Source organism: Nocardioides sp. Soil777, assembly GCF_001428425.1.
Taxonomy (GTDB): domain Bacteria; phylum Actinomycetota; class Actinomycetes; order Propionibacteriales; family Nocardioidaceae; genus Nocardioides; species Nocardioides terrigena.
In genome coordinates this window covers 292,316-318,884 of sequence record NZ_LMSN01000019.1, presented here as the reverse complement: position 1 = coordinate 318,884, position 26,569 = coordinate 292,316, and the positions used below count along the sequence as shown (strand labels likewise).

Annotated in this window: 26 protein-coding genes; 8 read left to right on the top strand and 18 right to left on the bottom strand. The window is 72.8% G+C overall.

From position 1 onward, the window contains the following. Positions 1-40: 40 nt before the first annotated feature. Genes ASG88_RS19880 through pepN form a run of 4 tightly spaced genes read right to left on the bottom strand, consistent with a single transcriptional unit; the run spans position 41 to position 7,568 of the window. A complete protein-coding gene (locus ASG88_RS19880) occupies positions 41-3,022 on the bottom strand; it encodes an AAA family ATPase (protein ID WP_056889173.1) in 2,982 nt (993 codons plus the stop codon). Then, the gene (locus ASG88_RS19875) at positions 3,022-4,185 is read right to left on the bottom strand and encodes an exonuclease SbcCD subunit D (protein WP_056889172.1); all 1,164 of its coding nucleotides are present in this window, start codon (positions 4,183-4,185) and stop codon (positions 3,022-3,024) included. The genes ASG88_RS19880 and ASG88_RS19875 overlap by 1 nt, the downstream gene beginning before the upstream one ends. Positions 4,186-4,245: 60 nt before the next feature. Next, positions 4,246-5,031 carry a formate dehydrogenase accessory sulfurtransferase FdhD gene (locus ASG88_RS19870; RefSeq protein ID WP_235534929.1) on the bottom strand — a complete coding sequence of 262 codons (786 nt, stop codon included), beginning with the start codon at positions 5,029-5,031 and terminating at the stop codon, positions 4,246-4,248. Positions 5,032-5,078: 47 nt separating this feature from the next. After that, positions 5,079-7,568, bottom strand: a complete 2,490-nt coding sequence (gene pepN, locus ASG88_RS19865; protein ID WP_056889170.1) for an aminopeptidase N — start codon at positions 7,566-7,568, stop codon at positions 5,079-5,081. 170 nt (positions 7,569-7,738) lie between these two features. Between pepN and ASG88_RS23210 the strand changes: the two genes are divergently transcribed. The 3 genes from ASG88_RS23210 to ASG88_RS19855 are packed head-to-tail and all read left to right on the top strand — an operon-like array spanning position 7,739 to position 8,849. Further along, a complete protein-coding gene (locus tag ASG88_RS23210; protein WP_157559844.1) occupies positions 7,739-7,882 on the top strand; it encodes a hypothetical protein in 144 nt (47 codons plus the stop codon). A gap of 20 nt (positions 7,883-7,902) precedes the next feature. Then, positions 7,903-8,379 carry an OsmC family protein gene (locus ASG88_RS19860; RefSeq protein ID WP_056889169.1) on the top strand — a complete coding sequence of 159 codons (477 nt, stop codon included), beginning with the start codon at positions 7,903-7,905 and terminating at the stop codon, positions 8,377-8,379. Positions 8,380-8,408: 29 nt separating this feature from the next. After that, positions 8,409-8,849, top strand: coding sequence for an SRPBCC family protein (locus tag ASG88_RS19855; RefSeq protein ID WP_056889168.1), 441 nt, complete (start codon positions 8,409-8,411; stop codon positions 8,847-8,849). 13 nt (positions 8,850-8,862) lie between these two features. Here ASG88_RS19855 and ASG88_RS19850 read toward each other — a convergent pair whose 3' ends face one another. From ASG88_RS19850 to ASG88_RS19840, 4 genes are all read right to left on the bottom strand, one after another. After that, a complete protein-coding gene (locus ASG88_RS19850; RefSeq protein ID WP_056889167.1) occupies positions 8,863-9,717 on the bottom strand; it encodes a serine/threonine-protein kinase in 855 nt (284 codons plus the stop codon). Then, on the bottom strand, positions 9,714-11,507 hold the full coding sequence (locus tag ASG88_RS19845) for an ABC transporter ATP-binding protein (protein WP_056889166.1): 1,794 nt from the start codon (positions 11,505-11,507) through the stop codon (positions 9,714-9,716). The genes ASG88_RS19850 and ASG88_RS19845 overlap by 4 nt, the downstream gene beginning before the upstream one ends. Before the next feature lie 86 nt (positions 11,508-11,593). Next, positions 11,594-11,728 (bottom strand): hypothetical protein, encoded by a 135-nt coding sequence (locus ASG88_RS24120; RefSeq protein ID WP_268791669.1) that lies wholly within the window; start codon positions 11,726-11,728, stop codon positions 11,594-11,596. A 133-nt stretch (positions 11,729-11,861) separates the two neighbouring features. After that, positions 11,862-12,572, bottom strand: a complete 711-nt coding sequence (locus ASG88_RS19840; RefSeq protein ID WP_056889165.1) for a peptidylprolyl isomerase — start codon at positions 12,570-12,572, stop codon at positions 11,862-11,864. 56 nt (positions 12,573-12,628) lie between these two features. Between ASG88_RS19840 and ASG88_RS19835 the strand changes: the two genes are divergently transcribed. The 4 genes from ASG88_RS19835 (at position 12,629) to ASG88_RS19820 (ending at position 15,484) form a co-directional block, all read left to right on the top strand. Further along, positions 12,629-12,988 (top strand): hypothetical protein, encoded by a 360-nt coding sequence (locus tag ASG88_RS19835; protein WP_056889164.1) that lies wholly within the window; start codon positions 12,629-12,631, stop codon positions 12,986-12,988. 162 nt (positions 12,989-13,150) lie between these two features. Continuing rightward, positions 13,151-13,960 carry a lysylphosphatidylglycerol synthase domain-containing protein gene (locus ASG88_RS19830; protein WP_157559843.1) on the top strand — a complete coding sequence of 270 codons (810 nt, stop codon included), beginning with the start codon at positions 13,151-13,153 and terminating at the stop codon, positions 13,958-13,960. A gap of 114 nt (positions 13,961-14,074) precedes the next feature. Then, the gene (locus ASG88_RS19825; protein WP_056889162.1) at positions 14,075-14,821 is read left to right on the top strand and encodes a phosphatase PAP2 family protein; all 747 of its coding nucleotides are present in this window, start codon (positions 14,075-14,077) and stop codon (positions 14,819-14,821) included. Beyond that, on the top strand, positions 14,822-15,484 hold the full coding sequence (locus ASG88_RS19820; protein WP_056889161.1) for a glycerophosphodiester phosphodiesterase: 663 nt from the start codon (positions 14,822-14,824) through the stop codon (positions 15,482-15,484). Positions 15,485-15,496: 12 nt separating this feature from the next. Here the strand turns inward: ASG88_RS19820 and ASG88_RS19815 are convergent, their stop codons facing one another. The 10 genes from ASG88_RS19815 to ASG88_RS19770 form a co-directional block, all read right to left on the bottom strand. Continuing rightward, complete coding sequence (locus ASG88_RS19815) at positions 15,497-16,921, bottom strand: glycosyltransferase (RefSeq protein WP_056889160.1); 1,425 nt, start codon at positions 16,919-16,921, stop codon at positions 15,497-15,499. 3 nt (positions 16,922-16,924) lie between these two features. Then, entirely contained in the window at positions 16,925-18,553 is a 1,629-nt protein-coding gene (locus ASG88_RS19810; RefSeq protein WP_200956510.1) for an NAD(P)-binding protein, read from the bottom strand. Further along, positions 18,553-19,554 (bottom strand): thiamine pyrophosphate-dependent enzyme, encoded by a 1,002-nt coding sequence (locus ASG88_RS19805; protein WP_056889158.1) that lies wholly within the window; start codon positions 19,552-19,554, stop codon positions 18,553-18,555. The genes ASG88_RS19810 and ASG88_RS19805 overlap by 1 nt, the downstream gene beginning before the upstream one ends. A gap of 9 nt (positions 19,555-19,563) precedes the next feature. Beyond that, positions 19,564-20,826, bottom strand: coding sequence for a pyruvate ferredoxin oxidoreductase (gene porA / locus ASG88_RS19800; protein WP_056889157.1), 1,263 nt, complete (start codon positions 20,824-20,826; stop codon positions 19,564-19,566). Next, entirely contained in the window at positions 20,819-21,400 is a 582-nt protein-coding gene (locus ASG88_RS19795) for a 2-oxoacid:acceptor oxidoreductase family protein (RefSeq protein ID WP_056889156.1), read from the bottom strand. Before ASG88_RS19795 ends, porA begins: the two co-directional genes overlap by 8 nt. A gap of 107 nt (positions 21,401-21,507) precedes the next feature. Then, the gene (locus ASG88_RS19790) at positions 21,508-21,690 is read right to left on the bottom strand and encodes a hypothetical protein (protein ID WP_056889155.1); all 183 of its coding nucleotides are present in this window, start codon (positions 21,688-21,690) and stop codon (positions 21,508-21,510) included. A gap of 91 nt (positions 21,691-21,781) precedes the next feature. Further along, positions 21,782-22,861 carry an alpha/beta hydrolase gene (locus ASG88_RS19785; protein WP_056889154.1) on the bottom strand — a complete coding sequence of 360 codons (1,080 nt, stop codon included), beginning with the start codon at positions 22,859-22,861 and terminating at the stop codon, positions 21,782-21,784. Continuing rightward, positions 22,858-23,880, bottom strand: a complete 1,023-nt coding sequence (locus ASG88_RS19780; protein WP_056889153.1) for a zinc-dependent alcohol dehydrogenase — start codon at positions 23,878-23,880, stop codon at positions 22,858-22,860. Before ASG88_RS19780 ends, ASG88_RS19785 begins: the two co-directional genes overlap by 4 nt. Before the next feature lie 138 nt (positions 23,881-24,018). Further along, on the bottom strand, positions 24,019-24,231 hold the full coding sequence (locus ASG88_RS19775) for a PLD nuclease N-terminal domain-containing protein (RefSeq protein ID WP_056889152.1): 213 nt from the start codon (positions 24,229-24,231) through the stop codon (positions 24,019-24,021). Between the two features lie 45 nt (positions 24,232-24,276). After that, positions 24,277-25,722, bottom strand: coding sequence for a sulfatase-like hydrolase/transferase (locus ASG88_RS19770; RefSeq protein ID WP_056889151.1), 1,446 nt, complete (start codon positions 25,720-25,722; stop codon positions 24,277-24,279). Between the two features lie 187 nt (positions 25,723-25,909). On the opposite strand from ASG88_RS19770, the gene ASG88_RS19765 reads away from it, so the two are divergent. Further along, positions 25,910-26,500: a helix-turn-helix transcriptional regulator gene (locus ASG88_RS19765; RefSeq protein ID WP_056889150.1), complete on the top strand. Its 591-nt coding sequence runs from the start codon at positions 25,910-25,912 to the stop codon at positions 26,498-26,500. The last annotated feature ends 69 nt before the right edge of the window (positions 26,501-26,569 follow it).

The following is a 26,569-nucleotide window of genomic DNA, read 5'->3' as shown; positions in this document are numbered from 1 at the left end:
CCGGACCGGACAACGCGGTTGCCGCTCAGGACGGCCCCGGTCAGGCGAGCACGGACTCCACGGTGGAGCCTCGCTGGCGGTGCTTGTGCACCCGCAGCTGGGTGGGGATCCGGTCGCGCATCTCGGCGACGTGGCTGACGACGCCGACGACCCGACCGCCATCGCGAAGGCCGTCGAGGGTGTCCATGACGTCGTCAAGCGTCTCCGCGTCGAGCGAGCCGAAGCCCTCGTCGACGAAGAGGGTGTCGAGGTCCGCGCCACCGGCCTCCTGGGTGATGACGTCGGCCAACCCGAGAGCCAGCGCCAGCGACACCACGAAGGTCTCGCCGCCCGACAGGGTGGCCGGGTCCCGGCTCTCGCCGGACCAGTCGTCGCGGACGAGCAGGCTGAGGCCGCCCCTCGTCTCGCCGGCCCCGCGGCGACCGGTGTGCTCGAGGGAGTAGCGCTGGTCGCTCATCCGGGCCAGCCGCTCGTTGGCAGCCGCGACCACCTGGCTGAGGCGGTGGGCGAGGACGTAGGCCGAGAGACGCATCTGGAGGGTGTTGTCGGCGGCCTTGCCCTCGACGAAGGCGGAGAGGTGGGTCGCGAGGTCGAGGTCATCGCGGACCGGTGCCCAGGCATCCAGCGCCGCCTGCAGGTCGTCGCCCAGGGCGCCGAGGCGGGTGACCCGACGGGTCGCGACCTCGAGCTGCGCGTGGGCGGCGCGAGCGTCGGACCCGGCCACCTCGACTCGGCGGCGGGCTGCGACCAGGTCCGGCACCGGCCGGCGGGCCGCGGCGGCGTGCGCGGGATCGTCCAGCACCTCGCGGGCCTTGGCCACCCGGCTCTCCGCGGCGTCGAGGCGGTGGACGAGGCCCTCGACCTCGGGGTCGCCGAGCAGGGCATCGCGATAGTCGTCGACGTCGGTGAAGCCTGCGCGACCGGCGGCATCGGCCAGGGCGCGCTCGGCGGCGAGGCGGTCGCGCTCGGCGAAGCGGAGCTCCTCATGGGCCGCGCAGGCCTCGCCCAGCCGGTCGTGCCGGCGGATCAGGAGCTCGAGCAGTGCTGACAGCGTCGGTTGGCCGGTGCCGTCCAGGACCGCGTGGACGCGGGTGGTGAGGCGGTCGCGCTCGGCCCGGTGGAGCTCGAGCCGGGAGGTGAGCCCGGCCAGCCGCTGCTCGTGGGTGTCGATCTCGGCCCGCACGGCGCGCGTCTCGGTCTCGGCGCCGGTCACGCTCGCCCTGAGGACGTCGGCCCGGGCAGCCGCGGCGGCCACCTCGTTGTGCAGGTCGATGGCCTCGGCAAGCTCCTCGTCGAGGGAGCCGGGCTGCTCGGACCCGGTGAGGGCGACAAGGGCTGCGTGTTGCGACTCGAGGTGCCGCACCCGGTCGTCGAGCGCGACCACGACGGTCTCGGCGTCGTCGACCCCCTTCCGTGCCGCACGCTCACCCGCCGCGTCGGGGGAGCCGTGGGCCGACACGGCGAGGGCGGGATGCTCGCAGGACCCGCAGACCGGACAGCTCGCCCCCACCGCGATCTGCGACGCCAGCTCGGCCGCCATCCCGTCGAGGCGGGCCTCGCGGATCTCCAGCCACCGCTCCTTGAGGGCGGTCACCTCGGTGCGCGCCGCGTCCCGGTCGGCCACGGCGCGACGGAGCACGGGCGCGAGCGCAGCCCGGTCCCGGGCGGCATCACGCCGGGCCCGGACCTGCTCGACCCGGGCGGCAGCGCCGGGCAGCAGGACCACAGCCTCCTCTGCGGTGCGCAGGTCGGCTCGCAGCTGAGCCAGCTGCTGGGGGAGTGCGTCCGCCCGCGAGACGGCGGCGGCCAGGTCGACCTCGACCTGACCGACGAGGGAGCCCACCTCGTCGCACAGCCGCCGGACCTCGTGGAGCCGCTCGGCGTCGGGTCGCAGGGCCTCCGCCCGCTGGAGTGCGGCCGCCGAGTCGGCGAGCGCCCGGATCGGGTCGTCGCCGGCCTCGGGTCCCACCGTCGGGGGACCGGCCAGGGCGGTCCAGGCCGCCAGTGTCCGCGCCGCCTCCCGCCGGGCCGCGTCACGCAGCGCCTCGGCCTCCACGAGGGTGTCGTCCAGGCCGATCAGCCCGGCCGCGCGCTGCGCCCGCTCGACGCGGGTCCGCGCTGCCTCGTGCGCCTCGGCGTCGTGGCCGGCCACGACGGCAGCGGCCTCGGCATGCGCGGCCTGGAGGTCACGGACCTGCTCGGCGTCGGAGAGTCGGCGCGAGGCACGGTCGGAGGTGTCGTCGGCCACGGCCACGCCGAGGGCCGCGGAGTAGGCACTGGCGCGAGCCCCGGCCTGCACGCCGTCGAGCCACGTGTGCAGGCCCGCAGGCGGGGCTTCGTCGTCGGGGACCGGCCGGCCGGCCGTCTCGCTGATGCGGCTCACCAGCGCGGCCACCGTCGTCGCGTGCTGCTCGGACGTGCGGCGGACCGAGACACGGTGCTCACGCAGCCAGCGCTCGACCTGGTCGAAGCGACCGGTCCGGAACACCTGCTGGAGCAGGGCGTGGCGCTCCTCGGACCTGGCACGCAGGAACGCCTGGAACCGCCCCTGCGGAAGCATGGCGACCTGGCAGAACTGGGGGAGGTTCATCCCGACGAGGCGCGTCATCAGGTGACCGGCCTCGTCGAGCCGGGTGGACCGGGTGACCCACTGCCCGTCCACGCGCTCGGCGAGGTGCACCGACGCCTGCTCGGTGGTGATGCCGGTCCCGCGCTTCTTGGGGCGCTGCCACGCGGGCGAGCGCTCGATGCGCCAGCGACGGCCGGACAGCGTCACCTCGAGACCGACGGCCGGGGCCACACCCGGGGCGGCCTGGTCGCACCGGAGCCGCTTGGCCGCTGCACGGTCGCCGGGGACGTCGCCGTAGAGCGCGAAGCAGACGGCGTCGAGGATGCTGGACTTGCCCGCGCCGGTGGCGCCGCTCAGCAGGAACAGCCCGGAGGCCGAGAGCGCGTCGAAGTCGATCGCGACGGTGTCGGCGAACGGGCCGAAGGCGGTGACCTCGAGCGAGTGCAGGCGCATCAGCCCTCACCCACCAGCACGTCGACGTCGGTGTCCTCGCAGCAGGCGTCGACGGCCTCGCGCAACAGCGCCGACTCGGCGGGCGTCGCCGGGGCGCCGCGGAGCTCGGCGACGAAGTCGAGGGCGACGTCGTGGTCGCTGCGGCCAGCAGCGCGGGCGGCCGGGGTCGTGGACGTCGTGCCAGAGGGCGGGGCGAAGCCGAGCACCAGCGTGTGGGGGAAGCGCGCGCGGAGCCGATCCATCGCGTGCCGGGGGCGGGCCCGGTCGGTGAGGGTCGCCTGCACCCAGGCGTCCTGGTGGACCTCGAGCCGGGGGTCGGCGAGCAGGGCCTCGAGCTCGCCGGAGATGCGCGCCAGCCGGCGGGGGACCGGAGCCTCGACGAACTCGGCGTGGGCCAGGCCGGCGGCGTCGAGGTCGATGATCCAGGACCCCTTGCGGTGGTCGGCCTCGGAGAACGAGTAGGCCAGCGGGGAGCCGCTGTAGCGGATGGCCTCGGTGAGGGTGTGCCGGCCGTGCAGGTGGCCGAGGGCGACGTAGTCGATCCCGGCGAACGACGACGTGGCCACGCGCGAGACGCCACCGACGCTGATGTCGCGCTCGGAGTCGGAGGGCTCGGCGCCGGCGACGAACGCGTGCGCCATCACGACCGACCGGGTGCTCTGGCTCCGGGCGGTCAGGTCGGCCCGGACCCGCAGCATGGCCGCGTCGAGCGCCGCCTGGTGGGACCTGGCGGGCAGCCGCCACGGCTCGGCGAGGGCGCGGGGGTCGAGGTAGGGCAGGCCGTGGATCGCGACCGGACCGTGCTCGTCCCCGAGCAGGACGGGCGTGCCGACCGTCGCCGCCGACGTGCGGATGAAGACCCCGGAGGCGTCGATGAGGCGGGAACCGAAGCCGAGGCGCTGGGCGGAGTCGTGGTTGCCGCTGGTGACCACCACCCGAGCCGGTGACGCCGCCAGCCGGGCGAACGCCTCGTCGGCGAGGTGCACGGCGTCGACGTGGGGCAGGGCCCGGTCGTAGACGTCCCCGGACACGACGACCACGTCGACCCGCTCGCGCTCCACGACGTCGAGAAGGTGGTCCACGAACACACCCTGGTGACCCAGCAGGTCCTCCCGGTGGAAGGACCTCCCGAGGTGCCAGTCGGAGGTGTGCAGGATGCGCATGGGACGAACCTAATTTCGACCACCGACAGTGGCCGGGACCCCACGCCGCCCGGACCCGGGTCAGGCGTACTGCACGCACCTGCCCGGGGACGTGAAGCCGTACAGCGTGAGCCCGGCCTGCCGGGCGAGGTCGACCGAGAGGCTGGTCGGAGCACCCACGGCGACGAGGCTGCCGATGCCGGCGGTGACGGCCTTCTGGACGAGCTCGAAGCCGGCGCGGCCGCTGACCACGAGGCAGGCGGCGCCGGTGTCACGCCCCGCCAGGACACGGGTGCCGATCACCTTGTCGACGGCGTTGTGGCGGCCCACGTCCTCGCGGACGACCTCGATGACCCCGTCGGCGGACGCCAGCGCGGCCGCGTGCACGCCGCCGGTGCGCCCGAAGAGCTGCTGGTCCTCGCGCAGCCGGTCCGGGAGCTCCCGGGCGACGGCGGGGGAGGGGACCTCGCCGGTCCACCTCGCACCGTGCACGACGTCGAGCACCTCGGCGACGCTGTCCTTGCCGCAGACCCCGCACGCCGACGACCCGGCACTGCGGGCCTCGTGGCGGTGCGCCGCGGCGATGTCGGTGCCGGCTGCCACGGTGATGGTCACGACGTTGAACTCCTGCTCTGGAGCGAGATCGGCGTCGGTGCAGTAGGCCACCTGACGGATCGACCCGGGAGCACACAGTGACTCACCCATCGCGAAGCCCGCCGCGAGCTCGAAGTCGTGCCCGGGGGTCCGCATGGTGACCCAGATGCGCCGGGCCGGCAGCGTCCCGACGGCCAGCCGGATCTCCAGCGGCTCCTCGGTGGCCAGGCGGTCCTCGTGGTGCCGGGTGCCGTCGGCCAGGTGCTCGGTCACGCGGGTACGCACGGAGGGTCCGGGCCTGCGCGCGCGGGCGCTGGTGGTCACGCGGGCACCGCCCGCACGGCGAGGCGACGCTCGAGCTCGTCGGCCATCACGCGCAGCTGGCGGCGCAACGACAGGTCGAGCGACTCGTCGCCGGCGAGTCGGCCAGCCAGGCGGACGGTGTGCGGGTCCTGGGAGGTGAGCGGGAAGAACCAGCAGGCGGCGTCCGCGAGGACCCAGCCGGAGCGGTGCGTCGGCGTCGAGGGCAGGTCGGCGAAGAAGCGCTCGACGTACGGCGTCGTGAGGTGCTCCTGGCCGGGCACCCACATCCCCTGGCCCGTGGCCTGGAGCTCGTAGTTGGGCACGTCCTCCGCGCCGGTGAAGCGGCCCCAGGCCCACGCCTTGGCCTGGTCGTCCGGGAGCGAGGCGACGGCGCGGGCGTGGTCGACGCGCGACGTGGCGGTGGGCTCCTCGGCCAGCGACCGGTCGAGGGCCGCGCGGTCCGTGCCGCCCAGTGCGGCGAGCCGCACGAGCAGCCGCCAGCGCAGGCTGAGGTCGGCCTGGACGCCCTCGGGGACGTCACCGGCGAGCCAGCGCGAGACCTCCTCGGCCGTGTCGCACGAGGCGATCGCGCCCTGGAAGGCCGCGAGCTGGACGGTGCTGCCCGGGTCGGCGGTCGTGGCCCGCGCCAGGCAGGCCTGGTGCAGCGCTTCGAGGGCGGCACGGGGGTCCCCGGCCAGCGGAGCCACCTTGGCGACGAGCCACTCCATCAGCAGCATCTTGCTGGGCGAGCTGGCCCAGCCGTTGAAGGACAGCGGCTCGTCACTGGTCTCGTCGGGGATGGCGACGACGGCGACGGCGAGCACGTCCTCGGGGGTGGCGCCGCCGATCTCGAAGGCGCTGCGCAGGTTGTTCCAGACGGCAGCTCGCTCCATCGGGTCGCGGCTGGAGCGCATGACCGACGGCAGCAGCGAGATCGTGGTGGCGTCCGGGCGCGCCAGCAGCCACGAGTCCTCGTCGACGTCGATCACGACCGCGTCGTCCGCGTCGACCTCCAGCGGAGTGGTCGCGGCATCGAGGGTGATCGGCACGCGGCGACCGGCGCCGACGGCCGGCGTGACGGACAGGGTGAACCGATGGGTGCGCTCGACGGGCTCGACGGCCGGGGGAGTGCGTCGCAGGACACCCGCCGCACGGTCGTGGGTGACGGTGTCGACTCCGCGCGTGCGCAGCCAGCCGTCGGTGACGTCGGACATGTCGCCCGCGCCGGCCTTCTCCCAGCTCGCGAAGAGGTCGTGCATCGTCGCGTTGCCGAAGCGGTGCGTCTCGAAGTGGTCGACGACCCCGGCGAAGAAGACCTCGTCGCCGAGGCGTCCGTTGAGCTGCTTGAGCAGCGTCGAGCCCTTGACGTAGGAGATGCCGTCGAAGTCCTGGAGGGCGGCGGTGGCGTCCACCGCGCCGTTGCCGGCGACCGGGTGGGTCGCCGGGCCGGCGTCGGCCAGCAGTCCCCACTGACGCCGCATGTAGGAGCTGTGGACCCACGCGTCGTCGTACTGCGTCACGTCGGCGGTGACCCGGGTGCCGATGTACTCCGCGAACGACTCGTTGAGCCAGAGGTCGTCCCACCAGGTCGGCGTCGTGAGGTTGCCGAACCACTGGTGCGCCATCTCGTGGGCCACCGTGGTGGCGCGGACGATGCGGGCACCCCGCGTCACCTTGCTGGTGAAGATCAGCGGGTCGCGGAACGTCACGCACCCGGGGTTCTCCATCGCCCCGGCGTTGAACTCCGGGACGAATGCCTGGTGGTAGCTGCCGAAGGGGTAGCGGATCCCGAACAACCGGTGCATCTCGTCGAAGCCCTGACGGGTGAGCGTGAACAGCTCGTCCGCGTCGGCCTCGAGCTCGCGGGCGAGGCTGGCACGCGCCGACAACCCCAGGGGGATGCCGTCGTGCTCGTCGGCGATGAGGTGGTAGGGCCCGGCGACGACGGTGACGAAGTACGTCGACAGCGGCGGCGTCTCCGCGAAGACCCAGGACCCCGGCTCCACCTGCTCGCCCGGTGCGTTAGCGACGACGACCCAGTCCTGGGGGGCGCGGACCGCCAACCGGTAGGGCGCCTTGAGGTCGGGCTGGTCGAAGCAGGCGAACACGCTGGGGGCGGCGTCCATGAAGGACATGCCGTAGACGTAGTGGCGCCCGTCGGCGGGGTCGACGCTGCGGTGCAGCCCCTCGCCGTCGTTGCGGAACCGCATCACTGCGTCGACCACCAGCTCGTTGTCGCCGGCCACGGTCTCGAGCGGGACCCGGCCCCCGCGCAGCAGGTCGGGGTCGACGCGCGCGCCGTTGAGGGTGATCGACCGGACGCTCACGGGCTTGAGGTCCACGAACGTCGGTCCGCCGCGGCTGCGGAAGCGGATCGTCGTGTGCGACGCGAAGGTCGCCTCGTCCGCCTCCAGGTCCAGCGACACGTCGTACGACGTGAGGTCGAGCAGCTCCCGTCGGTCGATGGCTTCGGTGCGCTGCAGGCTGACGTAGGGGGATCCACTCACCTGTCCACCCTAGCCACGAGGTGCTCTCCCGGGTGGGGGAGATCACCCCTTCGACGGTACGGGAGGCCGTGTCTGCGGACGTAGGATGTAAGAGGCGCCCCAGCGGCGTTGTTCATTACATCGAGATCCATTCAGCCGGGCCCGGGACGGGCCGGAAGGACCGCACCACCATGACCACGCAGCTCCACCTCGCCAACGGAATCGTCGACGGGCGCATCCACTCGGTGGAGGACCCGGCGCAGCTCCGCAACATCCAGCTGGCTCGCCGTGACCAGCGCCGCGCGCGCCGCGCCGCGCGCCGTACGGCCCGCTGACCGTTCCCTACGCTGGGGGCATGGACGACGCACCCGACAGCCACGCCAGCACCCCGCCCGCCGGTCCCGGCACCGCGCCCGACAGCCTGCGCAGCATCGGTCTGACCAAGATCGGCGAAGGCCGCTTCAAGGCGACCAACGCCCGCGGCGGCGAGACCTTCATGGGGACCGGGGGCGAGGACCCCGACTTCACCCCGGTCGAGCTCCTGCTGGCGGCGATCGCCGGGTGCAGCGCCATCGACGTCGACCTGATCACGCGCAAGCGGGCCGGGAGCACCACCTTCGAGCTGACCTCGGAGGGGCACAAGGTCCGCGACGAGCAGGGCAACCACGTGACCGGCCTGCGCCTGAGCTTCGACGTGCAGTTCCCCGAGGGGCCCGAGGGTGACGCCGCCCGGGAGGCGCTCCCGCGGGCGATCGCCCAGTCCCGCGACCGGTTGTGCTCGGTGAGCCGCACCGTCCAGCTGGGTGCCGACGTCACCTACGAGCAGCGCTGAGCCCTCGACCCGGCACTACGCTGCCGGGTGTGGCCGTGGACGTGACCGTCGAGACCGTGATCGCCCGGCCCGTGGACGAGGTGGCGGCGTACGCCGCGGATCCTGGCCACGCCCCGGAGTGGTACGCCAACATCCGCTCCGTGGAGTGGCAGACCCCGCCGCCGGTGGCCGTCGGATCGCGGATGGACTTCGTCGCGCACTTCCTCGGACGTCGCCTCACCTACACCTACGAGGTCGTCGAGCTGGTCCCGGGGGAGCGGTTGGTGATGGCCACCGCACAGGGTCCCTTCCCCATGCGGACGACGTACACGTGGGAGCCGGTGGCCGGGGGGACCCGGATGACGCTCACCAACACCGGTGACCCGTCCGGATTCGCCCGGGTGGCCGCGCCGGTGATGGAGCGGGCCATGCGCCGCGCGACCACCCAGGACCTCGCCCGGATCCGCGCCGTCCTCGAGGGACGGAGCTGACCCGCCGCGCAGCTCACTCCTCGACGAGCCGCCCCAGCCGCTGGTGGACCTCGACCAGCGCCGGTCGACGACGGGGGACGGGGTCCAGCATCTCGCGCACGAGGGCGGCCAGGTCTCGGCGGAGCCGTGGTCGCAGCGTCCGGGGGTCCCGCGGCGCGACGGTGAGCTGGAGGGGCTGACCGGCCTCCCAGGTGACCCGCTCCTCGTCGTCGTGCGGGGCGAAGGGCGCCGTGCCGGTCGCGGCCTCGTACAGCGTGGCTCCCAGCCCCCAGACGTCGGTGGCCGCCGAGGCGACGGTGCCGCGAGCCTGCTCCGGCGACAGGTACTCACGGGACCCGAGACCGCGGCGCACCGGACCCGGGGGGCGGGCGATGCTCAGGTCGATCAGGGTCGCGATGCCGGCGCGGGCCACGACGTTCGCAGGACGTACGTCGAGGTGGAGGAAGCCTGCGCCGTGCACGTGGTGGAGGGCGGACGCGAGGTGCTGGCCCAGGTGGGCGAGATCGGTGGCCGCGAAGCGCCGGGCGCGGGAGTCGATGAGCTCCTCCAGGGTCGGACCCAGGATCATCTCGAGGACCACGACCGGGGCGCCCGATGAGTCCGTGACCGTGTCGAGCGCCCGGGCCAGGTGGGGGTGTGCGAGCCGTTCCAGCAGCTGTCCCTCGAGGAGCAGGCGGTCCCTGACACGCTGCTCGGGCCGGTCCGGCCGGACGGACTTGGCGATGCAGTGGCACAGGCGCTCCTCGGAGAACACCTCGTAGACGTCGAGGGCGACCCCGCGGGAGACGAGCTCGACGACCCGGTATCCCGGGGCGAGCTCCTCCCCGGCCCCGAGGATCGGCGGCTCGACGAGCGCGGGGGCGCTCATGCGGGGACTCCCTCGCGGTGTGCTGCCCCGTCCGGGTGGCTCAGGGCCCAGAGGCGGGCGTAGTGGCCCCGGGCGTCCAGGAGCTCGTCGTGCGTCCCCGTCTCGACGACCCGTCCGGAGTCCAGCACGACGATGCGGGTGGCGTGCCGGGTGACCGACAGGTCGTGGGAGATCATCAGGGTCGCCCGTCCCCGGACCAGCCGGCGCAGCGGGGCGGTGACCCGGTCGGCGCTGCCGGCATCGAGGCCCGCGGTCGGCTCGTCCAGCAGCAGCACCGGGGCGTCGCGCAGCAGGGCGCGGGCGATGGCTATGCGCTGGGCCTGCCCACCGGAGAGCCGCCGCCCGCGGTCGCCCACCTGGGTCAGGTAGCCGTCCGGCAGGTCGGCCACGAAGGTGTGTGCGTCGGCGAGGCGGGCGGCCCGCTCGATCGCGGCGTCGTCGGCGCCAGGCAGGCCGAACGCGATGTTGTCGTGCACCGTTCCGTCGTGCAGCAGCGTCTCCTGGAGCACGACCGCGGTCTGGGCGCGCAGGCTGGCCCGGGTCACGTCCCGCAGGTCGTGCCCGTCGAGGGTGACCCGGCCGACGGTGGGATCGACGCTCCGGGTGAGCAGACGCGCCAGTGTGGACTTCCCTGCGCCGCTCTCTCCGACGACAGCGACCAGCTCGCCGGGACGCACCCGGAGCGTGACGTCGGCCAGGGCGGGCCGCCCGGCGCCCGGGTAGGTGTAGCCGACCCGGTCGAGCGCGACGTCACCGGTGACCCGGGTCAGGGTGACCGCCCCGGGCCGGTCCGGGGGGAGCGGGGCCTGGCGGAGCAGCTCGATCACGCGCTCGGCGCCGGCCGCTGCCGAGTAGGCCGCCGTGAGGGAGCTGCCGAGGCCGCGGACGGGACCGTACAGCCGGCTCAGGAAGGTGAGGAAGGCAAGCAGCTCGCCCACCGTCAGGCGACCCTGCGACAGCATCCAGGCACCCAGCCCGATGACCACCAGCGCGCCCATGAGCTCGATGAGGTCGACCACCGGGACGTACCAGGAGCGCAGCCGCGACGAGGACATCTCGGCGCGCAGCTTGGCATCGGCCTCGACGCCGTAGCGGTCCACCTCGGCGTCCATGCGGTCGTAGGCCTGGACCAGCGGCATGGTCCCGAGGGTGCGCTCGACCGCGGTGGTGATGGAGCCGGAGCGGCGCTGCCGCTCCCGGGACACGTCGCGCATCCGCGTGCTGAACCAGCGTGACGTGGTCCAGAACAGGGGAGCGACGGCGAGCGAGACCAGGGCGAGCGTCGGCTCGATCCAGAACAGCGCCGCCGTGAAGACGACGAGCTCGAGCACCTGGGTGAGCGCCCGGGTGGTGCCGGTGACGAGGAAGGCCTCGATGGCCGCCACGTCGCCGGACACCCGCGACAGGAGGTCGCCGACGGTGCTGCGCGAGAAGAAGTCGAGGGGGAGTCGGCCCAGGTGGCTCAGGAGCGCACGGCGCAGGTCGACCAGGAAGTGCTGGCTCAGCCACGTGCCCAGCATGCGCTCGGCACCGCCGAGCAGGCCCTGGGCGACGGTGAGCACCACGTACGCCGCGGCGACGGGCAGGAAGGCCGCGAAGTCCCGGGGGACCAGGACGTCGTCGACGACGACCTTGAAGAGCCAGATCTCGCACCACGCGAGAGCAGGGGCGATGGCGGCCAGGACGAGCGCGAGCACCATCCAGCGCTGGCGCGGCGCGGCGTACGGCCAGAACGTGCGGACGACCTCGCGCAGCGGCACCGCCGGGGCGTGCGCAGGCAGCAGTGGCATGGCTTCTCCTCGTGGAGAGGCGACGAGGGCGGGTCGGCGTCGTCGTGACGACGCTGACCCGCCCTCGTGCCGGGGGGACGGTGGGCTCAGTGGCCGGTGCGGGTCCGGGTGCTGGTGCCCCCGCTGGTCCCTCCGGTGCGGGTGTGCGTGCCGGTGCCGGTGCCGTGACGACCGCGACCGCGGCGGCGACGGGTGCTGAGGCTGTAGGCGCTGAAGGCCATGACGGGTTCCTCTCCTCGGGGGGGACGGACCCGATCGGGTCCGCTGGTGGTAGCAACCACGCTAAGGAGGAGGCGGTGCAGGCTGCGAGTGTCCGATGGTCCTAGTACTCAGGTACCGGCACGGCCCGGCGCGTCAGCCGACCGTGACCCCCGAGATGGTGATCTCGTCCGCGGGGGAGCCGTCGGGTCCGCCCTCGGCGGTGCCCTTCGCGGCGACCTCCTCGAGGAGGGCGACGCCGGCCTCGTCGAAGGTGCCGAACTCGGTGTAGACCGGGTCGAGGACGCCGGAGTCGGCGTAGACCAGGAAGAACTGCGAGCCGCCGGAGTCGGGCTCGCTGGTCTTGGCCATCGCGAGGACTCCGGGGCCGTACTTCTCGGTCCCGTCGACCTCGTCGGGGATCGTGTAGCCGGGGCCGCCCATGCCGGTCGCGGTCGGGTCGCCGCACTGGAGGACGTAGATGCCCTCGGTGGTGAGGCGGTGGCACTGGGTGTCGTCGAAGTAGCCCTGCTCGGCGAGGGAGAGGAAGTTGGCGACGGTGCAGGGGGTCCGGCCGGCGTCGAGCTCGATCGCGATGTCCCCGACGTTGGTCGCGATGGTGCCGCTCACGGTGCCCGTGGTGGTCGCCTCCGCCGGGGGAGGCTCGACCGCCTTGGCAGGCTCGGAGCCGTCCTCGGGGTAGTCGCACGCCGTCGACGCGGCCGCCTCGTCGCTCTCGCCCTCGGCGGGGGTCGAGGCACCCGTGGAGGGGTCCACCGCCTCGTCGTTGTCGGCCTCGTTGCCGCAGGCAGCGAGCAGGGAGAGCGCCATGAGGGCGGCGGTGGCGGGCAGCAGTCGCTTCAGCATGCGTCGGATCGTACGCAAGCACCGGTGGGACCGCGTCGTGCGCCTAGGATGGCGGCGTGCAGCGAGACGGGTTCTTCAAGGTCGACAACGCGTCGGTCCTCATCACCATCGGCGCCTTCGTGCTGCTGCTGGCATGTCTGCCGCTCGCGCTGCGCCTCGACGAGAGCATCGACCGCGACCGCCCGATGTACACCGACCTGTCCCGGATGGCGACGCTCCAGAACGCCAGCCTCGTCACCACCGGCGTCGTCGTGCCCGTGGAGCTGTCGGGAGGGGAGTCGGTCGCGATCGGCGAGCAGGAGTTCGTCGCGTCGGAGGGCGTGTCCATCGTGGTCGTCGGCGTCGACGACGACACGGGCTACTGCATCTCGGTCAGCAACGAGTACGACGCGTCCAAGGACGACTTCTGCGGCTGACCCGCCGGGGGAGCTGGTTGCGGCGTCCCAGCATGCAGCAGATGGGCGTGGGGTCTTCTACCATGGGGTCAGCCGTCCTTGCCCCCCGCCCCCCGTTGAAGGACCCCTGTGACCTGGCGTTCCGTCCTGCATTCCCGTCCCGTGCTTGTCCTCGGGGTCGTCGTGAGCCTCCTCGTGCCGGCCATGACGCTGCCGCGACTCCCGCACGTGACCATCTGGCCGGTGCTCGTCGGCCTGGTCCCGTGGGTGGTGGGGAAGTACGTCCTGTGCCCGTTGCGGTGGCGGGTGCTCACCGGCGCCGGACTCACCCGGCGGTGGCACATGCGCGCGTACGCCGAGTCGGAGCTGCTGGGCCTGGTCACCCCGGGCCACGTCGGTGCTGACGTGTGGCGTCTGCACCGGCTCACCCGCACGGGCCTGGGTCGTGGTGACGCCGTCATGAGCGTGGGGGCGGACCGGTTCGTCGGTGCGATCGGCCTGGCGGTGTTCGTGGCGTTCGCGGGGACGGCGCTCCCGACGCGGATGCTCCTCGTCTCGCTGGCGCTGGGCCTCGTCGCGGTCGTCGTCGCCCTCGTCGTACGCCGGGTCCGTCCCGAGTGGTTGCCCAGCGGGCCCCTCCCGCGTCCCCGCCAGCTGGGCCACGCCCTCGCTCTGTCCGCGGGCTACCAGGCCTCCATCGCGGGGCTGCTGCTCGGGACCGTGGCCGCGACCGGGCACACGGTGTCTCCTCTCGCCGTCATGGGCGCCTTCGGAGCCAGCCAGCTGGCCGGCGCCATCCCCGGGCCCAACGGTGCGAGCCCGCGCGACGCCGCGCTGGTCGTGGCGCTGGTCGCCGTCGGGGTCCCGTGGGTGGCGGCCACGGCCGCCGTCACGCTGAAGGCGGCGCTGGCCTGGGCGCCGGCGCTCGTGCTGGGCGGGGCCAGCCTGCTCGTGACGCGTCGGGCACTGCGCGCCGCACCCCAGCCCGCCTGACGAGGTCGTGACCCCGCGGGGGCCGCTTCGGGACTTTCGGCCCCGGCGCTCGGCGCTCGGAGGGGTGACCATGGACAGGACAGTCGAGCGTCCACGGCGGGAGCGTGCACCCACATGCTGGAGATCCAGGGTCGGGTGACGAGGCTCGACCCGAGGCTGGGCAGGGTCGGCTTCGTCCTGTGGCAGGCCGGCCTGGTGGCTCTGGGCGTCTTCGTCTACTTCCGCGTCCGCGGGCTCACGGAGGGCTCGGTGGACCTGGCGAACGAGCACGCCCGCGACATCGTGCGGTTCGAGCGGTCCCTGGGCATCAACGTCGAGGCCGGACTGCAGGACCTGGTGGCGCCGTCCGGGTCGCTGCAGACCTTCGCCAACTGGATCTACGTCTGGGGGCACTGGCCCGTCATCATCGCCACGATGCTGTGGCTCGCCTGGCGCCACCGCGTCGAGTTCCTGCGGCTCCGGGACGGGATGATGGTGTCGGGTGCCCTCGGACTGGTGGTCTTCATGAGCTACCCCGTCACCCCGCCGAGACTCGCCGGGCTCGGGCTGGCCGACACGGTCACCGAGCAGTCCGAGGCCTACCGCGTCCTGCAGCCGCCGGCCTTCGTCAACCAGTACGCCGCGATGCCCAGCCTGCACTCGGGATGGGACCTGCTGGTGGGCATGGCGATCATCTCCGCGGCCTCGACGCTCGCGTTGAAGGTGGTTGGGTTCGCGATGCCCGTGCTGATGGCGTTCGCCGTGGTCGCCACGGCCAACCACTACATCGTCGACGTGGTCGCGGGCGTGGCGCTCGCGCTGGTGGGGCACGCGGTCGCCCTGTGGCTGGAGCGACGGCGGGCAGCACGGAGCGTGGACTGAGTGTCCGTCCTGGCCATCGCCCACCGCGCCGGCAACTCGCTGGCGGGCCTGCACGCCGCCAACGAGCTCGGCGTCGACGTCATCGAGTGCGACGTCCACGAGCACCGGGGTCGGCTGGAGGTCAGGCACCTCAAGACGGCCGGACCGCTGCCCCTCCTCTGGGACCGGTGGGAGCTGGCGCCGGCGTCGGCCCCGCGGCTCGGTCTCGACGAGCTGATGCGGGCGGACGAGCACGGCACCACGTTCATGCTCGACCTCAAGGGGCGTCGTACGTCGGCGGCCCGTTCGGTGGCCCGCTTCCTCCACCACGGCGGGCACCACGCGCCGGTGCTGGTGTGCGGGCGCTGGTGGCCGTCGGTCGAGACGGTGGCCGAGCTCCCGTTCGTGCGACCGGTGCTGTCGGCCCGGACCCGTGGTGAGCTCACCCGTCTGCGCCGCCGCCTCGAGGTGGGGTCGCCCGTCCACGGGGTGTCGGTCCACCGGACGCTCCTGGACTCGCACGTGGTGGCGGCCCTCCACCGGAAGGTAGACCTGGTGATGACCTGGCCGGTGAACACGCCCCGGGCGCTCGATGCCGCGCTGGCGATGGGGGTGACCGGCATCATCAGTGACGAGGCCGCGGTGCTGGACGACCTCATGAGACGCCGCCGGGCGGAGTCCTGACAGCCGAGCCGGTCAGCGACCGAGCATCTCGGAGAACATGTCGGCGTACTGGATGAGGTGTCGGTCGGCCAGGAACCGGTCGAGCACCCGGAGGTGGGCCCCCGCGCCGAGGCGCACGGCCAGCGCGGGGTCGCGCAGGAGCGAGTCGACGGCCCCGGCCATGGCAGCGAGGTCGCGAGGATCGTCGAGCAGGAGCCCGCTGGTGCCGTGCTCCACCTGGTCGTTGATGCCACCGACCGCCGAGGCGACCACCGGGCGTCCCTTCCACATCGGCTCGGTCACGGTGAGGCCGAAGCCCTCGACCAGGCTCTTCTGGACGACGACCGAGGCGTAGCGCTGGAGGGCGTTGACGAGGTGGGCGTTCTCGTCGCCGTCGTCCATGGGCAGCGCGGTGAGGTGGACCCGGTCCCTGGTCCGGCTCGGCAGCGAGGCCCGGAGCTCTCGGCAGGACGCGAAGACCTCGGCGCCCTCCGGATCGTCGCTCACCCCGGTCACGTCGGGGCCCGCGAGCACGAGGTGCGCGTCGGCGGGCAGCTCCCCGAGGTGGTCGACGAAGCCCCGGAGCACGCCCTCCATGTCCTTGAGCCGGTCCCACCGGCTCACCTGGAGGACGATCCGGGCGTCCCCGGGGACGGGGGAGTCGTCCACCATCAGGCTGTCGCGGGCCCGGACCCGGCCGGGTCCGTCGGTGCGCCGGCCGAACGCCGCGCCTCCGCCGTCTGCGTCGGTGCTGACCAGCCCCGCGATCTGGAGGGTGGCCCTGACGTCGTGCACGCTGAGCACCGCGTTCTTGGCGCTGAAAGGGTCGAGGGAAGGGGGCACCACCCGGAGGCGGTCGGGCGGGACCCAGCCGGGCGCATACGCGCGCCGCGAGAAGACGAAGGCGTCGGCCTGTTCGACGTACGGACGCAGGAACGCCCAGCCGAGGTCGGCGATCTCGTCCGGCTCGTCGAGCCCGATGTGGCACCGCCAGGCCACCGCAACGCCGCTCTCCATCAGTCCCTGCGTGAGCCCCGCGGTCTGGGGGTCGTGGAGCAGCACGATGTCGCCGGGGCGGACCAGCCGGCGCATGTCGCGCAGGTTGTGGGCCAGCACGGCCTCGTAGTGGGCCCGCACGTCGTCGCCCAGGCCCTTGCCGTCGCCCGCCGACCCGTGCAGGACGTTGTGGAGCCGCTTGGTCGCCGTGAAGAACTCGGCATCCCCGTCGAGCACCAGCCACCGCGTGTCCACGCCCGCCCCGCGGCCGTAGGCCAGCAGGACCTGCAGCATCTCGGCGACACCGCCTCCGGTCGCGGTGGCGTTGACGTTCCACACGACCCGACCGCGCAGCCGGTCCGCTGCGTCGGCGGCCCGGGTGCGCAACGAGTCGGCCCGCTCGGACGGCAGGATGCGTGCCAGCTTGTCCAGGTCGAGGGGGTCGACCCTGACCTCCCGCACGGCTCAGATCTCCTCGGGGACCATCTGGATGGCCCCCGACGGGCACTCGGCGACGCAGATGCCGCACCCCTTGCAGTAGTCGAGGTCGATCAGGTAGTCCGGACCGGACCCGCCCGGCTTGAGCACCGCGTTGTCGGGGCAGACGCCGTAGCAGTTGTCGCAGCCGAAGCAGTTGCCGCACGACAAGCACCGGCGGGCCTCCAGCAGCGCGGTCGCCTCGTCGTGGCCGAGGACGACCTCGTCGAAGGTGGACTCGCGGCGCGCGCGGTCGAGGACCGGCCGGTGCGCTCGCGGCGCGTCCGCGTAGTACCAGGTGTTGAGGGTGTCGAACGTCGCCAGCGCCGGGCGTACGGCGGGTTCGGGGGCCGCTCCCGACAGCCAGGCGTCGATGTGGCGCGCGGCCCGCTTGCCGTGCCCGACCGCGACCGTGACGGAGCGCTCGAAGGGCACCATGTCGCCGCCGGCGAAGACGCCCGGGCACCCGGTCATCAGGTCGGGGCCGACGGCCACGACACCGTCCTCGACGACCAGGCCGGGCACGCCCTCGAGCAGGGTGAGGTCGGTGTCCTGGCCGAGGGCGAGGACCAGGGAGTCCGCGTCGAGCTCGTCGAGCTCACCGGTCGGCTGGGGGAAGCCCGCGTCGTCGAGCTCCATCCGCTCGACGACGAGCCGCCCGGCGTCGACCTGCTTGATCGTGGTCAGCCAGGTGAAGAGCACGCCCTCGTCCTCCGCCTCGGCGATCTCGGACTCGTGGGCCGGCATCCGGTCCTTCGTCCTGCGGTAGACCACGATCGCCTCGGACGCGCCGAGCCGCTTGGCGGTCCGTGCCGCGTCCATCGCGGTGTTGCCGCCGCCGTAGACCGCCACCCGCCTGCCCAGCAGCGGCTTCTCGCCCGCCTCGACGTCGCGCAGCATGTCCACGGCGTCGAGCACGTGGGAGGCCGAGCCGGCGGGGATGTAGGCCCGCTTGCCGAGCTGGGCACCGACGGCGAGGAAGACCGCGTCGTACTCGCCGCGGATCGCGTCGAGGTCGGTGACCTTGGTGTCGAGCTCGAGGGTGACGCCGAGGTCGAGGATGCGCTGCACCTCGGCGTCCAGCACGTCGCGGGAGAGGCGGTAGCGAGGAATGCCGAAGCGCATCATGCCGCCGGCCATCGGGCCTGCCTCCTTGATGGTCACGTCGTGCCCGGCCAGCGCGAGGTGGTAGGCCGCAGCGAGGCCGGACGGACCGGCGCCGACGACGAGCACCCGCTTGCCCGAGGCGGGGACGCCCACCGACACCGTCCAGCCCTGCTCGATGGCAGCGTCGCCGACGAAGCGCTCGACCGAATTGATGCCCACCGCCTCGTCGAGCTGGCCGCGGTTGCAGGCCGTCTCGCAGGGGTGGTAGCAGACGCGGCCCATGACGGCGGGGAAGGGGTTGTCCTCCATGATCCGGCGCCAGGCGCGCTCGTAGCCGGCACCACCCTCCTCGGCCTCGTAGAGCCAGCCCTGGATGTCCTCACCCGCGGGGCAGGCGTCGTTGCAGGGCGGCATCCGGTTCGTGTAGACGGCACGCTCGGTGCGCCACGAACCCGTCTTGTTGGCGCGGCTGGTGCCGACGTCCAGGGTGATCGCGAACGGCTTGTCCATCACTCGTCCCCTTCCGGGAGCAGCCCGAAGCGTGCGATGTTGCGGTCCGCCCGGGCCTGGATCCGCGCGACGATGTCGGGGCGCGGGTGGTCGCCGAAGAGGTGCGCGTAGCGCCCCTGCGGGCGCAGGTACTCCTCGACGGGGACCTGTCGGCGGATCGTGGAGACCGCGGTCACCTCGCCGGCCTCGGCCTCGAAGACGGGGAAGACGCCGCTCTCCTTGGCCAGCCGGGCGAGCCGGATCGTGTCGGCGGACGCCGCGCGCCAGCCGAGGGGGCAGGGCACGAAGACGTGCAGGTAACGCGCACCCCGGAAGCTCATCGCCCGCTCGACCTTGTGCTCGAGGTCGTGCAGGTCCGCGACGGTGGCCGTGGCGACGTACGGGATCTCGTGGGCCATCGCGATCAGCGGCACGGACTTGCCCTGCCCGAACACGTTGCCCGGCTCCGGTCCGACGGCCTTGGTGGTGGCGGTGACGGCCGCCGGTGGCGTCGCGCCCGAGCGCTGCACGCCGGTGTTCATGTAGCCCTCGTTGTCGTAGCAGACGAAGAGCACGTCGTCGTTGCGCTCGAACATCCCCGACAGCGCCCCGAAGCCGATGTCGACGGTGCCGCCGTCGCCGGCCTGCCCGACGACGCGGATGTCCTCGCGGCCGCTGGCCCGCAGGGCGGCGGCCACACCGGACGCGACGGCCGGACCGTTGCCGAAGAGCGAGTGCAGCCACGGCAGCTGCCACGACGACTCGGGGTAGGGCGTGGAGAAGACCTCGAGGCAGCCGGTCGAGTTGACGGCGACCAGCTTGCCGTCCGTGGCGCGCATGGCCGCGTCGAGCACGTAGCGGGCGCCCAGCGCCTCGCCGCAGCCCTGGCAGGCGCGGTGGCCCGACGTGAGCGAGTTGGACCGCCCCGTCCGGGCCTGCACGGTGCGTTGCTCGGGGTCGAGCAACCGGTTGCCGACCACGAAGGTGCCGGTCTGGTAGAGCTTGATCTCCTGGAAGGCCATGGCTGACTCCTAGTCGAAGGCGCCGGAGGCGACGGTGCCGAGGTCGCGCAGCATGTGCTCGGCGTGCGGGCCCGGCCTCCGACCGTGCCGGGAGCGCTCCAGCTCGCGCTCCACGAGCGCGAGGTCGAGGTCGAGGAAGTGCAACCGCGTCGGGTCGAGCCGGTCCCCGACCACGTCGTCGAGGAGGCCGCGCAGGGAAGCCCGCGTGACGGGTCGTCCTCCCAGGCCGGCGACGACGTCGAGCACGACGAGCGGCAGGTCCCGGGTGGCGTCGCGGGTGTTCTGGCCGACGATGCCGCCGGCACCGACCGCGAAGGCCTTCTCCACGACGACCACCCTCGTCGCATGAGCCAGTGCGGCACGCACCTCGGCGGCCGGCCAGGGACGGAAGCAGGTGACGCCCAGGACACCGATCCGCACCCCCGCGTCGCGCATCGAGTCGACGACGTCCTCGATGGTGCCGAGCACCGAGCCGAGGGCGACCACGACGGTCTCCGCGTCGTCGAGGCGGTAGGTCTTGAGCAGCCCTCCGGAGTCCCGTCCGAACGCGCGCCGGAAGTCGGCGGCGATCTCCGGGATCTCGTCGAGGGCCGTCATCTGCTTGGCGTGCATCAGGTACTTCACCTCGGCGAACGCCTCGGGACCGACCATCGCGCCGATGGTGACCGGCTCGTCGGGGTCGAGCTGCTGCTGGGGGACGAACGGCGCCAGGAAGGCGTCGACCTGCTCCTGGTCGGGCAGGTCCACCTCCTCGAAGGCGTGGGTGAGGATGAAGCCGTCCATGCAGACCATCACCGGCACCGACAGCGACTCCGCGACCCGGAAGGCCTGGACGTGCAGGTCCAGGGCCTCCTGGTTGGACTCGGCGAAGAGCTGGATCCAGCCGGAGTCACGCATCGCCATGGCGTCGGAGTGGTCGTTCCAGATGTTGATGGGCGCCCCGATCGCGCGGTTGGCGACCGTCATCACGATCGGCAACCCGATCCCGGACGCGTTGAACAGCGCCTCCGCCATGAAGAGCAGGCCCTGGCTGGAGGTCGCTGTGTAGGTCCGCACCCCGGCCGCCGAGGCCCCGATGCAGGCCGACATGGCACCGAACTCCGACTCCACCAGCATGTACTCGCAGCCGGCCAGCTCACCGGTGCGCACGCGGTCGGACAGCGACTCCACGATGTGGGTCTGTGGGGAGATGGGGTACGCCGCGATCACCTGCGGCCGGCACAGGGTCACGGCACGGGCCACCGCCTGGGAGCCCTCGATCTGGCTACGCATCCGTCGTCCTCCTCATCGACTCGAGCACGTGCTCGTACGCCGCCTCGGCGGCGTGGGCGTTGCCCTCGCCGACGTCACCGGGGAAGCGGTCCCTGATCGCGTGGCAGAGGGCCGCGAGCGAGACCTCGCCGGTGAGTGCGGCCAGGGCGCCGAGGAGGGCTGCGTTGGGGAGCGGGCGCCCGAGGTGCAGGCGCGCGATCTCGGTGGCCGGCACGGTGACCGCGCGCTCGGGGGAGAGGCGTCCGACGAGCTCCGCGAGGCCCATCTCCTCGAACGACGAGGAGGTGTTGACGACGAGGAAGCCGTCGGGACTCAGCCCGGCGAACAGGTCGACCTGGTGCAGCAGTGTCGGGTCCTGCACGACCAGCGCGTCGGGGTCGGTGACGGGTTCCCGCAGGCGGATCGGCCTGTCGTCGATGCGGCAGAAGGCGACCACTGGCGCGCCGGTGCGCTCGGACCCGAAGGTCGGGAAGGCCTGGGCGTGCCGGCCCTCGTCGAAGGCCGCGACCGAGAGCAGCTCGGCCGCGGTGACGGCTCCCTGGCCGCCCCTGCCGTGGATTCGTACGGCGAACACGTCGCCTCCTCTTCGACCCCGCGGGTCGTCGTGTCGAGCCTCGCGCGGTGCGTCCGCCGGGGGACAGGGGAGAGGGTCTGCCATCGGCGGGCCCTTCGTCCCCTGCCTCAGCCCGCCAGGGCCTCGAACGCCTGGAAGACCATGAATGCCGGCCAGAACAGGCCCTGGAAGATCGACAGCAGGTGCTCCCAGACACCGTCCGCCTGCTGCCAGAAGAAGACGAGCGCCCCGAAGACGCCCAGTCCGTAGATCGCGCCGCCACCGGCGGCTCCGGCGTTGTTGTCGGCCACGTGGACCTCCTCGTTCGGGTGGGACCACCAGCATCGACCCGGGCGCGCCCTCGCGCAGGAGTCGAAGGTCCTCCCGTACGGGCACACCGACCTAGCGGGCCAGCGCGTCGTCGAGGAAGGCGACCACGCGTTGCTCCCATGCGTCGGGTGCCGTCCCCAGTCCCTGCGTGTGGTCGGCCCCGGCCACGGTCCACGTCGCGACACCGGTGGCGCTGCCCGCCTGCACGTGGTCGGCGGCGAGCGACTCGTCGGGCACCTCGCCGGCCGCGATGAGGAGGAAGACCACGGGATCGGTCCGTCGCGTGGCGATCGACACGGAGCGTCGCAGGGGGACGGGCTCCGGGGCGCTGGTCAGCAGGCCGGCGAGGCCGTAGGTGACCCGGTCGACCCGCTGCTGCAGCGCTCCGCGCACGCCGTACGCACCGAGGTAGGCCTTGTCGCCCGCGATGCGGTGGGTCGCGCCCTCCGCCACCACGGCGCGGACCCGCTCGTCCGCGCCGGCCGCACCGATGGCCTGCTCCCCGCCCATGGACATCCCGACGAGGCCGATGCGTCCGGACTCCACGTCCGGCCGTTGGGCCAGGAAGTCCACGGCACCGGACGCGTCGGACTCGCCGTACCAGCCGAAGTCCATGCCCCGACCGGCGCTCTCGCCGTGGCCGCGCGCGTCGAAGAGCAGGACCCCGTAGCCGTGGTCGGCGAGCACCCGGGCATGGTCGAGCACTGCGGACCGCGTCGATCCTGCCCCGTGCATGAGGACCACGGCGGCGCCGTTGCGCGAGGGGACGTACCAGCCGGCCAGCGCGACACCGTCGCTGCTGGGGAACGTGACGTCCCGGTAGGCCAACCCGATGTCGGCCGGCGTCCGACCGCCCACGGCGGGACGCGGAGGGAACGACGCGACCACGGCCTGGCCGAGCGTCCACAGGGCCAGTGAGGCCGCCACCAGCAGGAGAGCGACGACCGGCACCCACCATCGGCGTCGGATCGCCCTCAGGATCCGTCCTGCCGCCCACAGGGAGGCGACCAGTCCACCCGCCAGGAGCAGGTAGCCCGTGAGGGCCACGGGTCCGAGGCCTTCCTCGGCGTGGTGGGGCGGGCCCAGCCCGACCCCCACGGCGAGCGCCACCAGACCGGCGCAGAGCACGCCGAGCCGGGCGATGCCGGTCACGACGAGACGGACCCCATCTCGAAGACCAGCCGTGCGGGGACCTCGCCGGACAGCACTTCGTCGAAGCACTCGTTGACGTCCTCGAGCCGGCGACTCTCCGTGACGACCCGGGTGAGCCCGCGGGCGTGCAGGTCGAAGCAGGTCGCCAGGTCGTTGCGGGTCCCGACGAGGGACCCGATCACCGAGATGCCCTTCAGGACGGTCTCGAAGACGGGCAGCTCGAGCCGGTTGTCCGCCGGCAGTCCCACGATGACCAGCCGACCGTTGGGGTTGAGGGACGCGTGGGCGGCGCGCATGGCAGCGGGGGAGGGCACCGTGACGAGGGCGATGTCGACGCCGCCGAGGGCCTCGAGCTGCGACTGCTGGTCGCCCCGGGCGTCGACGACGTGGTCTGCGCCGAGGTCCTTGGCGAGCTGCAGCTTGTCGTCGTGGACGTCGACCGCGACGGTGCGCGTGCCGAAGACGCGTGCGTACTGCAGGCCGAGGTGTCCCAGCCCTCCGATGCCGACGACCATCGCGGTCTCACCGGGCTGGGGGTGGGCCACCTTGAGGGCCTTGTACGTCGTGACGCCGGCGCAGGTCAGGGGAGAGGCGTCGATGGAGGCGACCTCGTCGGGGACGGGCACCACGTGACTGGCCCACGCGACGGCGTACTCGGCGTAGCTGCCGTCCATCGTGTAACCCATGTAGGCGGGGCTGGTGCAGTAGGTCTCCCACCCGTCCACGCAGTAGCGGCAGCTGCCGCACGCGTGACCGAGCCACGGCAGCGCGACGCGCTGGCCCACGGCGACGGGGAGGTCTCCCTCCCCGACGGCCTCGATGATCCCGACACCCTCGTGTCCCGGGATGAGCTGGTCCTTGGGCTTGACCGGCCACTCACCACGAGCCGCGTGGATATCCGTGTGGCACAGGCCGCACGTCTCGATGCGGACCAGCACCTGACCGGGACCGGCCTCGGGCACCGGCACGTCGCGGATCTCCAGCGGGGCGCCGAGGGTGGGGACGACTGCAGCCTTCATGGTCTTCTCCTGGGGAGCTCGGGGGCTGCCCGGCGCCGGCTGCGGCGCCTGGCGGGGCATCTCCGAGCCTCCTCTCGCCGGTCCGGCACGCGTCAGGGCCGAACGGCCACCAAGGAGGGGACCAAGGGTGCTCGGCGGCTAGCGGCGACCGAGGGCGAAGTAGGCCACGGGGCCGACCGGTTGGACCAGGGTCGCGAGCGCCCACGCCGCCTTGGGGCCGCGGATCCCCGCCGCCGGCCGGGAGGCGAGGTCGCGCCATGCCGCCAGGGTCAGCACGACCTCGACGGCACCGACCACGATGATCGTGCGCTGCTGCGACGAGCTGAGCTCGGACCACGACTTCTGTGCCATCCGTCGAGAGTACGCAGGCAACACCTGCCTCGGGAAGGGTGCGGGCTACTGGACGCAGTCCGTCCCGACGCACGTGGCGAACGCGTTGAGCCGGGACGCGAGGTTGGTGAGGGTGGCGGCCGGAGGGTTGTTGGTCGTGCTCGAGTCCCCGAGCAGGTTGGTGTGCTCGTTCGGGTCGTCGTTCAGGTTGTAGTACTCACGAGCGATGATCCCGCCCTGCGCGTTGTAGGTGTGCACGTACTTGACGGTCCGGGTGCGGATCATCCGCCACGACGGAATGGTGGGGTTGGCGCCCTCGTCGACGTCGTACTCGGCGTAGACGGTGGTCCGGGCCGAGGGTGCGAGCAGGGACTCACCGTCGAGGCGGGGCGCGGCAGCCGGGGGAGTGATGCCCGCGGCCGCCAGCACGGTGGGCAGGATGTCCACGAGCGTGACGAGCCGGGTGGTGTCGGTCCCCGTGGTGATGTGTCCGGGCCAGCGGACGAGGAGCGGCGTCCGGATGGACGGCTCGTAGGGCGTGAACTTCTCCCACCGGCCGTGCTCGCCCCACAGGAACCCGTTGTCGGAGGAGAGGATGACCAGGGTGTCGGCCAGCTCCCCACGGTTGGACAGCAGCTGCATCGTGGCGTCGAACTGGTCGTCGGCGGTCATGATCGCCCGCATCTGGCTGGCGCACATGGTCTGGCCCTGCGCAGTCGTGTAGTTCATGTTGCGCACGTACGCCGGCTTGTCGCTGCGGTCCGGCTCGGGTACCCCGGCGCACTGCCCTACAGCTGCAGTGGCGTACTTCGTCTCCGGGATGGCGCGCCGCGTGGTGGTGCCGTTGGTCGTGACGGTGGCCCAGTGTGGGGCGTGCGGGGTCTCGTACAGCAGGAACGGCGCGGTGCCTGCCATTGCCTGGGTGAGGTACTCGCGGCCGCGGACGCCCAGCGACGTGGTGCTGTAGCCCGTCAGGGTGCCGGCCATCCCGTCGACCTTGGACGCGACGTTGTTGTAGCCGCCCCAGATCACTGTCGAGTGGTCGAAGCAGGGGGGCCGCTGGGTCTTGGGCCAGGTGGTGAGGAACTTGCCGGCGATGTACGTCGCGTAGCCGGCGCGATCGAAGTAGCAGGCCAGGGAGTACTGCGACGGGAACTGCGGACCCGACTGCTGGTCGAGGACGCCGTTGTTGTGGGGATAGCGCCCGGTCATCATCGAGGCGCGGGACGGGCAGCAGGCCGGGTCGTTCACGAAGGACTGCGTGTAGCGCCGCCCGGTGCTCATCCACTGGCGGGCCTTGGGCATGTACTGCAAGGGGTCGATGCCTCCGGGGAAGGCGTCGCGCAGGTCGTCGAGGTGGTAGATGAACACGTTCGTCCCGGTGAGCGCAGCGGCGGCGCGGGCCGCCGGGGGAGCCTCGGCGACCGAGGGGGCGGGACCGGACGGCAGGAGGAGCGTGAGCGCCAGCAGGGCGGCCACGGCCGCGGCCCGCGTGCGGCGCGTGTGGCTCATCGTGCATCGCCTCCTGGTGTGGCCACTGTCGATTCTCGCGCCGCCGGGTCAGCGCCGGAATACGGGAAATCCCGTACCGCGCGCCCTGGGCAGGCACGAATAGTCGGTACGTGTCCGCCAGGACCGTCCCGAGGTCTTCGTGGCCGGGAAGGATGAGGTCGGGAGATGGCCTCTGGAGGAGAGCGTGATGCCAACGCGGGACGCCTGGGAGCGCTGGGTGCGGTACGCGGCCGAGCGGATGCGGGGCTCCGCCGACCCGTTCCGTGTGCCGGAGATCCTGGAGCGACTGCGTCAGACCTACGGCGACAGCGTCCGGTGGGCGACGGGTGACGACGAGCCGTCCTCCGGGCGGGTGCCGGTGACTTCGATCCGCAGCACGACCGGCGCGGGGCAGGAGCTGGTGATCCCGGTCCGGGCGGGACGCAGCGGTCGCGGCGCCTTCGTGGTGACCCGCGGCGCCTCGGAAGTCACCCAGGAAGAGCTCCGGCTGGCACTCCAGATCCAGCCCCTGCTGGTGCTGCTGGAGAGGCTCTCCAGCAGCGTGGCCCGTGCCGGCGACCCCCTGGCCAGGTCGTCCGGCCGGGTCTCCGACCTCACCGCCCGGCAACGGATGGTGCTCTCGCTGCTGTGCCAGGGCTTCACCCAGGACGCCATCGGGAGAAGACTGGGCTGCTCGCAGCGGACGGTCGAGAAGCACCTGGAGCAGATCTACCGCACCCTCGGCGTGCACGACCGGCTCGCCGCGATCAGGTGCGCCGAGGACGGACGCCCCGGATGACACCCGTGTCGGTTCTGCTTCGGCAAAGTTGACCGCGTGCCTCCTGACCGCGACCTCCGAGCTGACCTA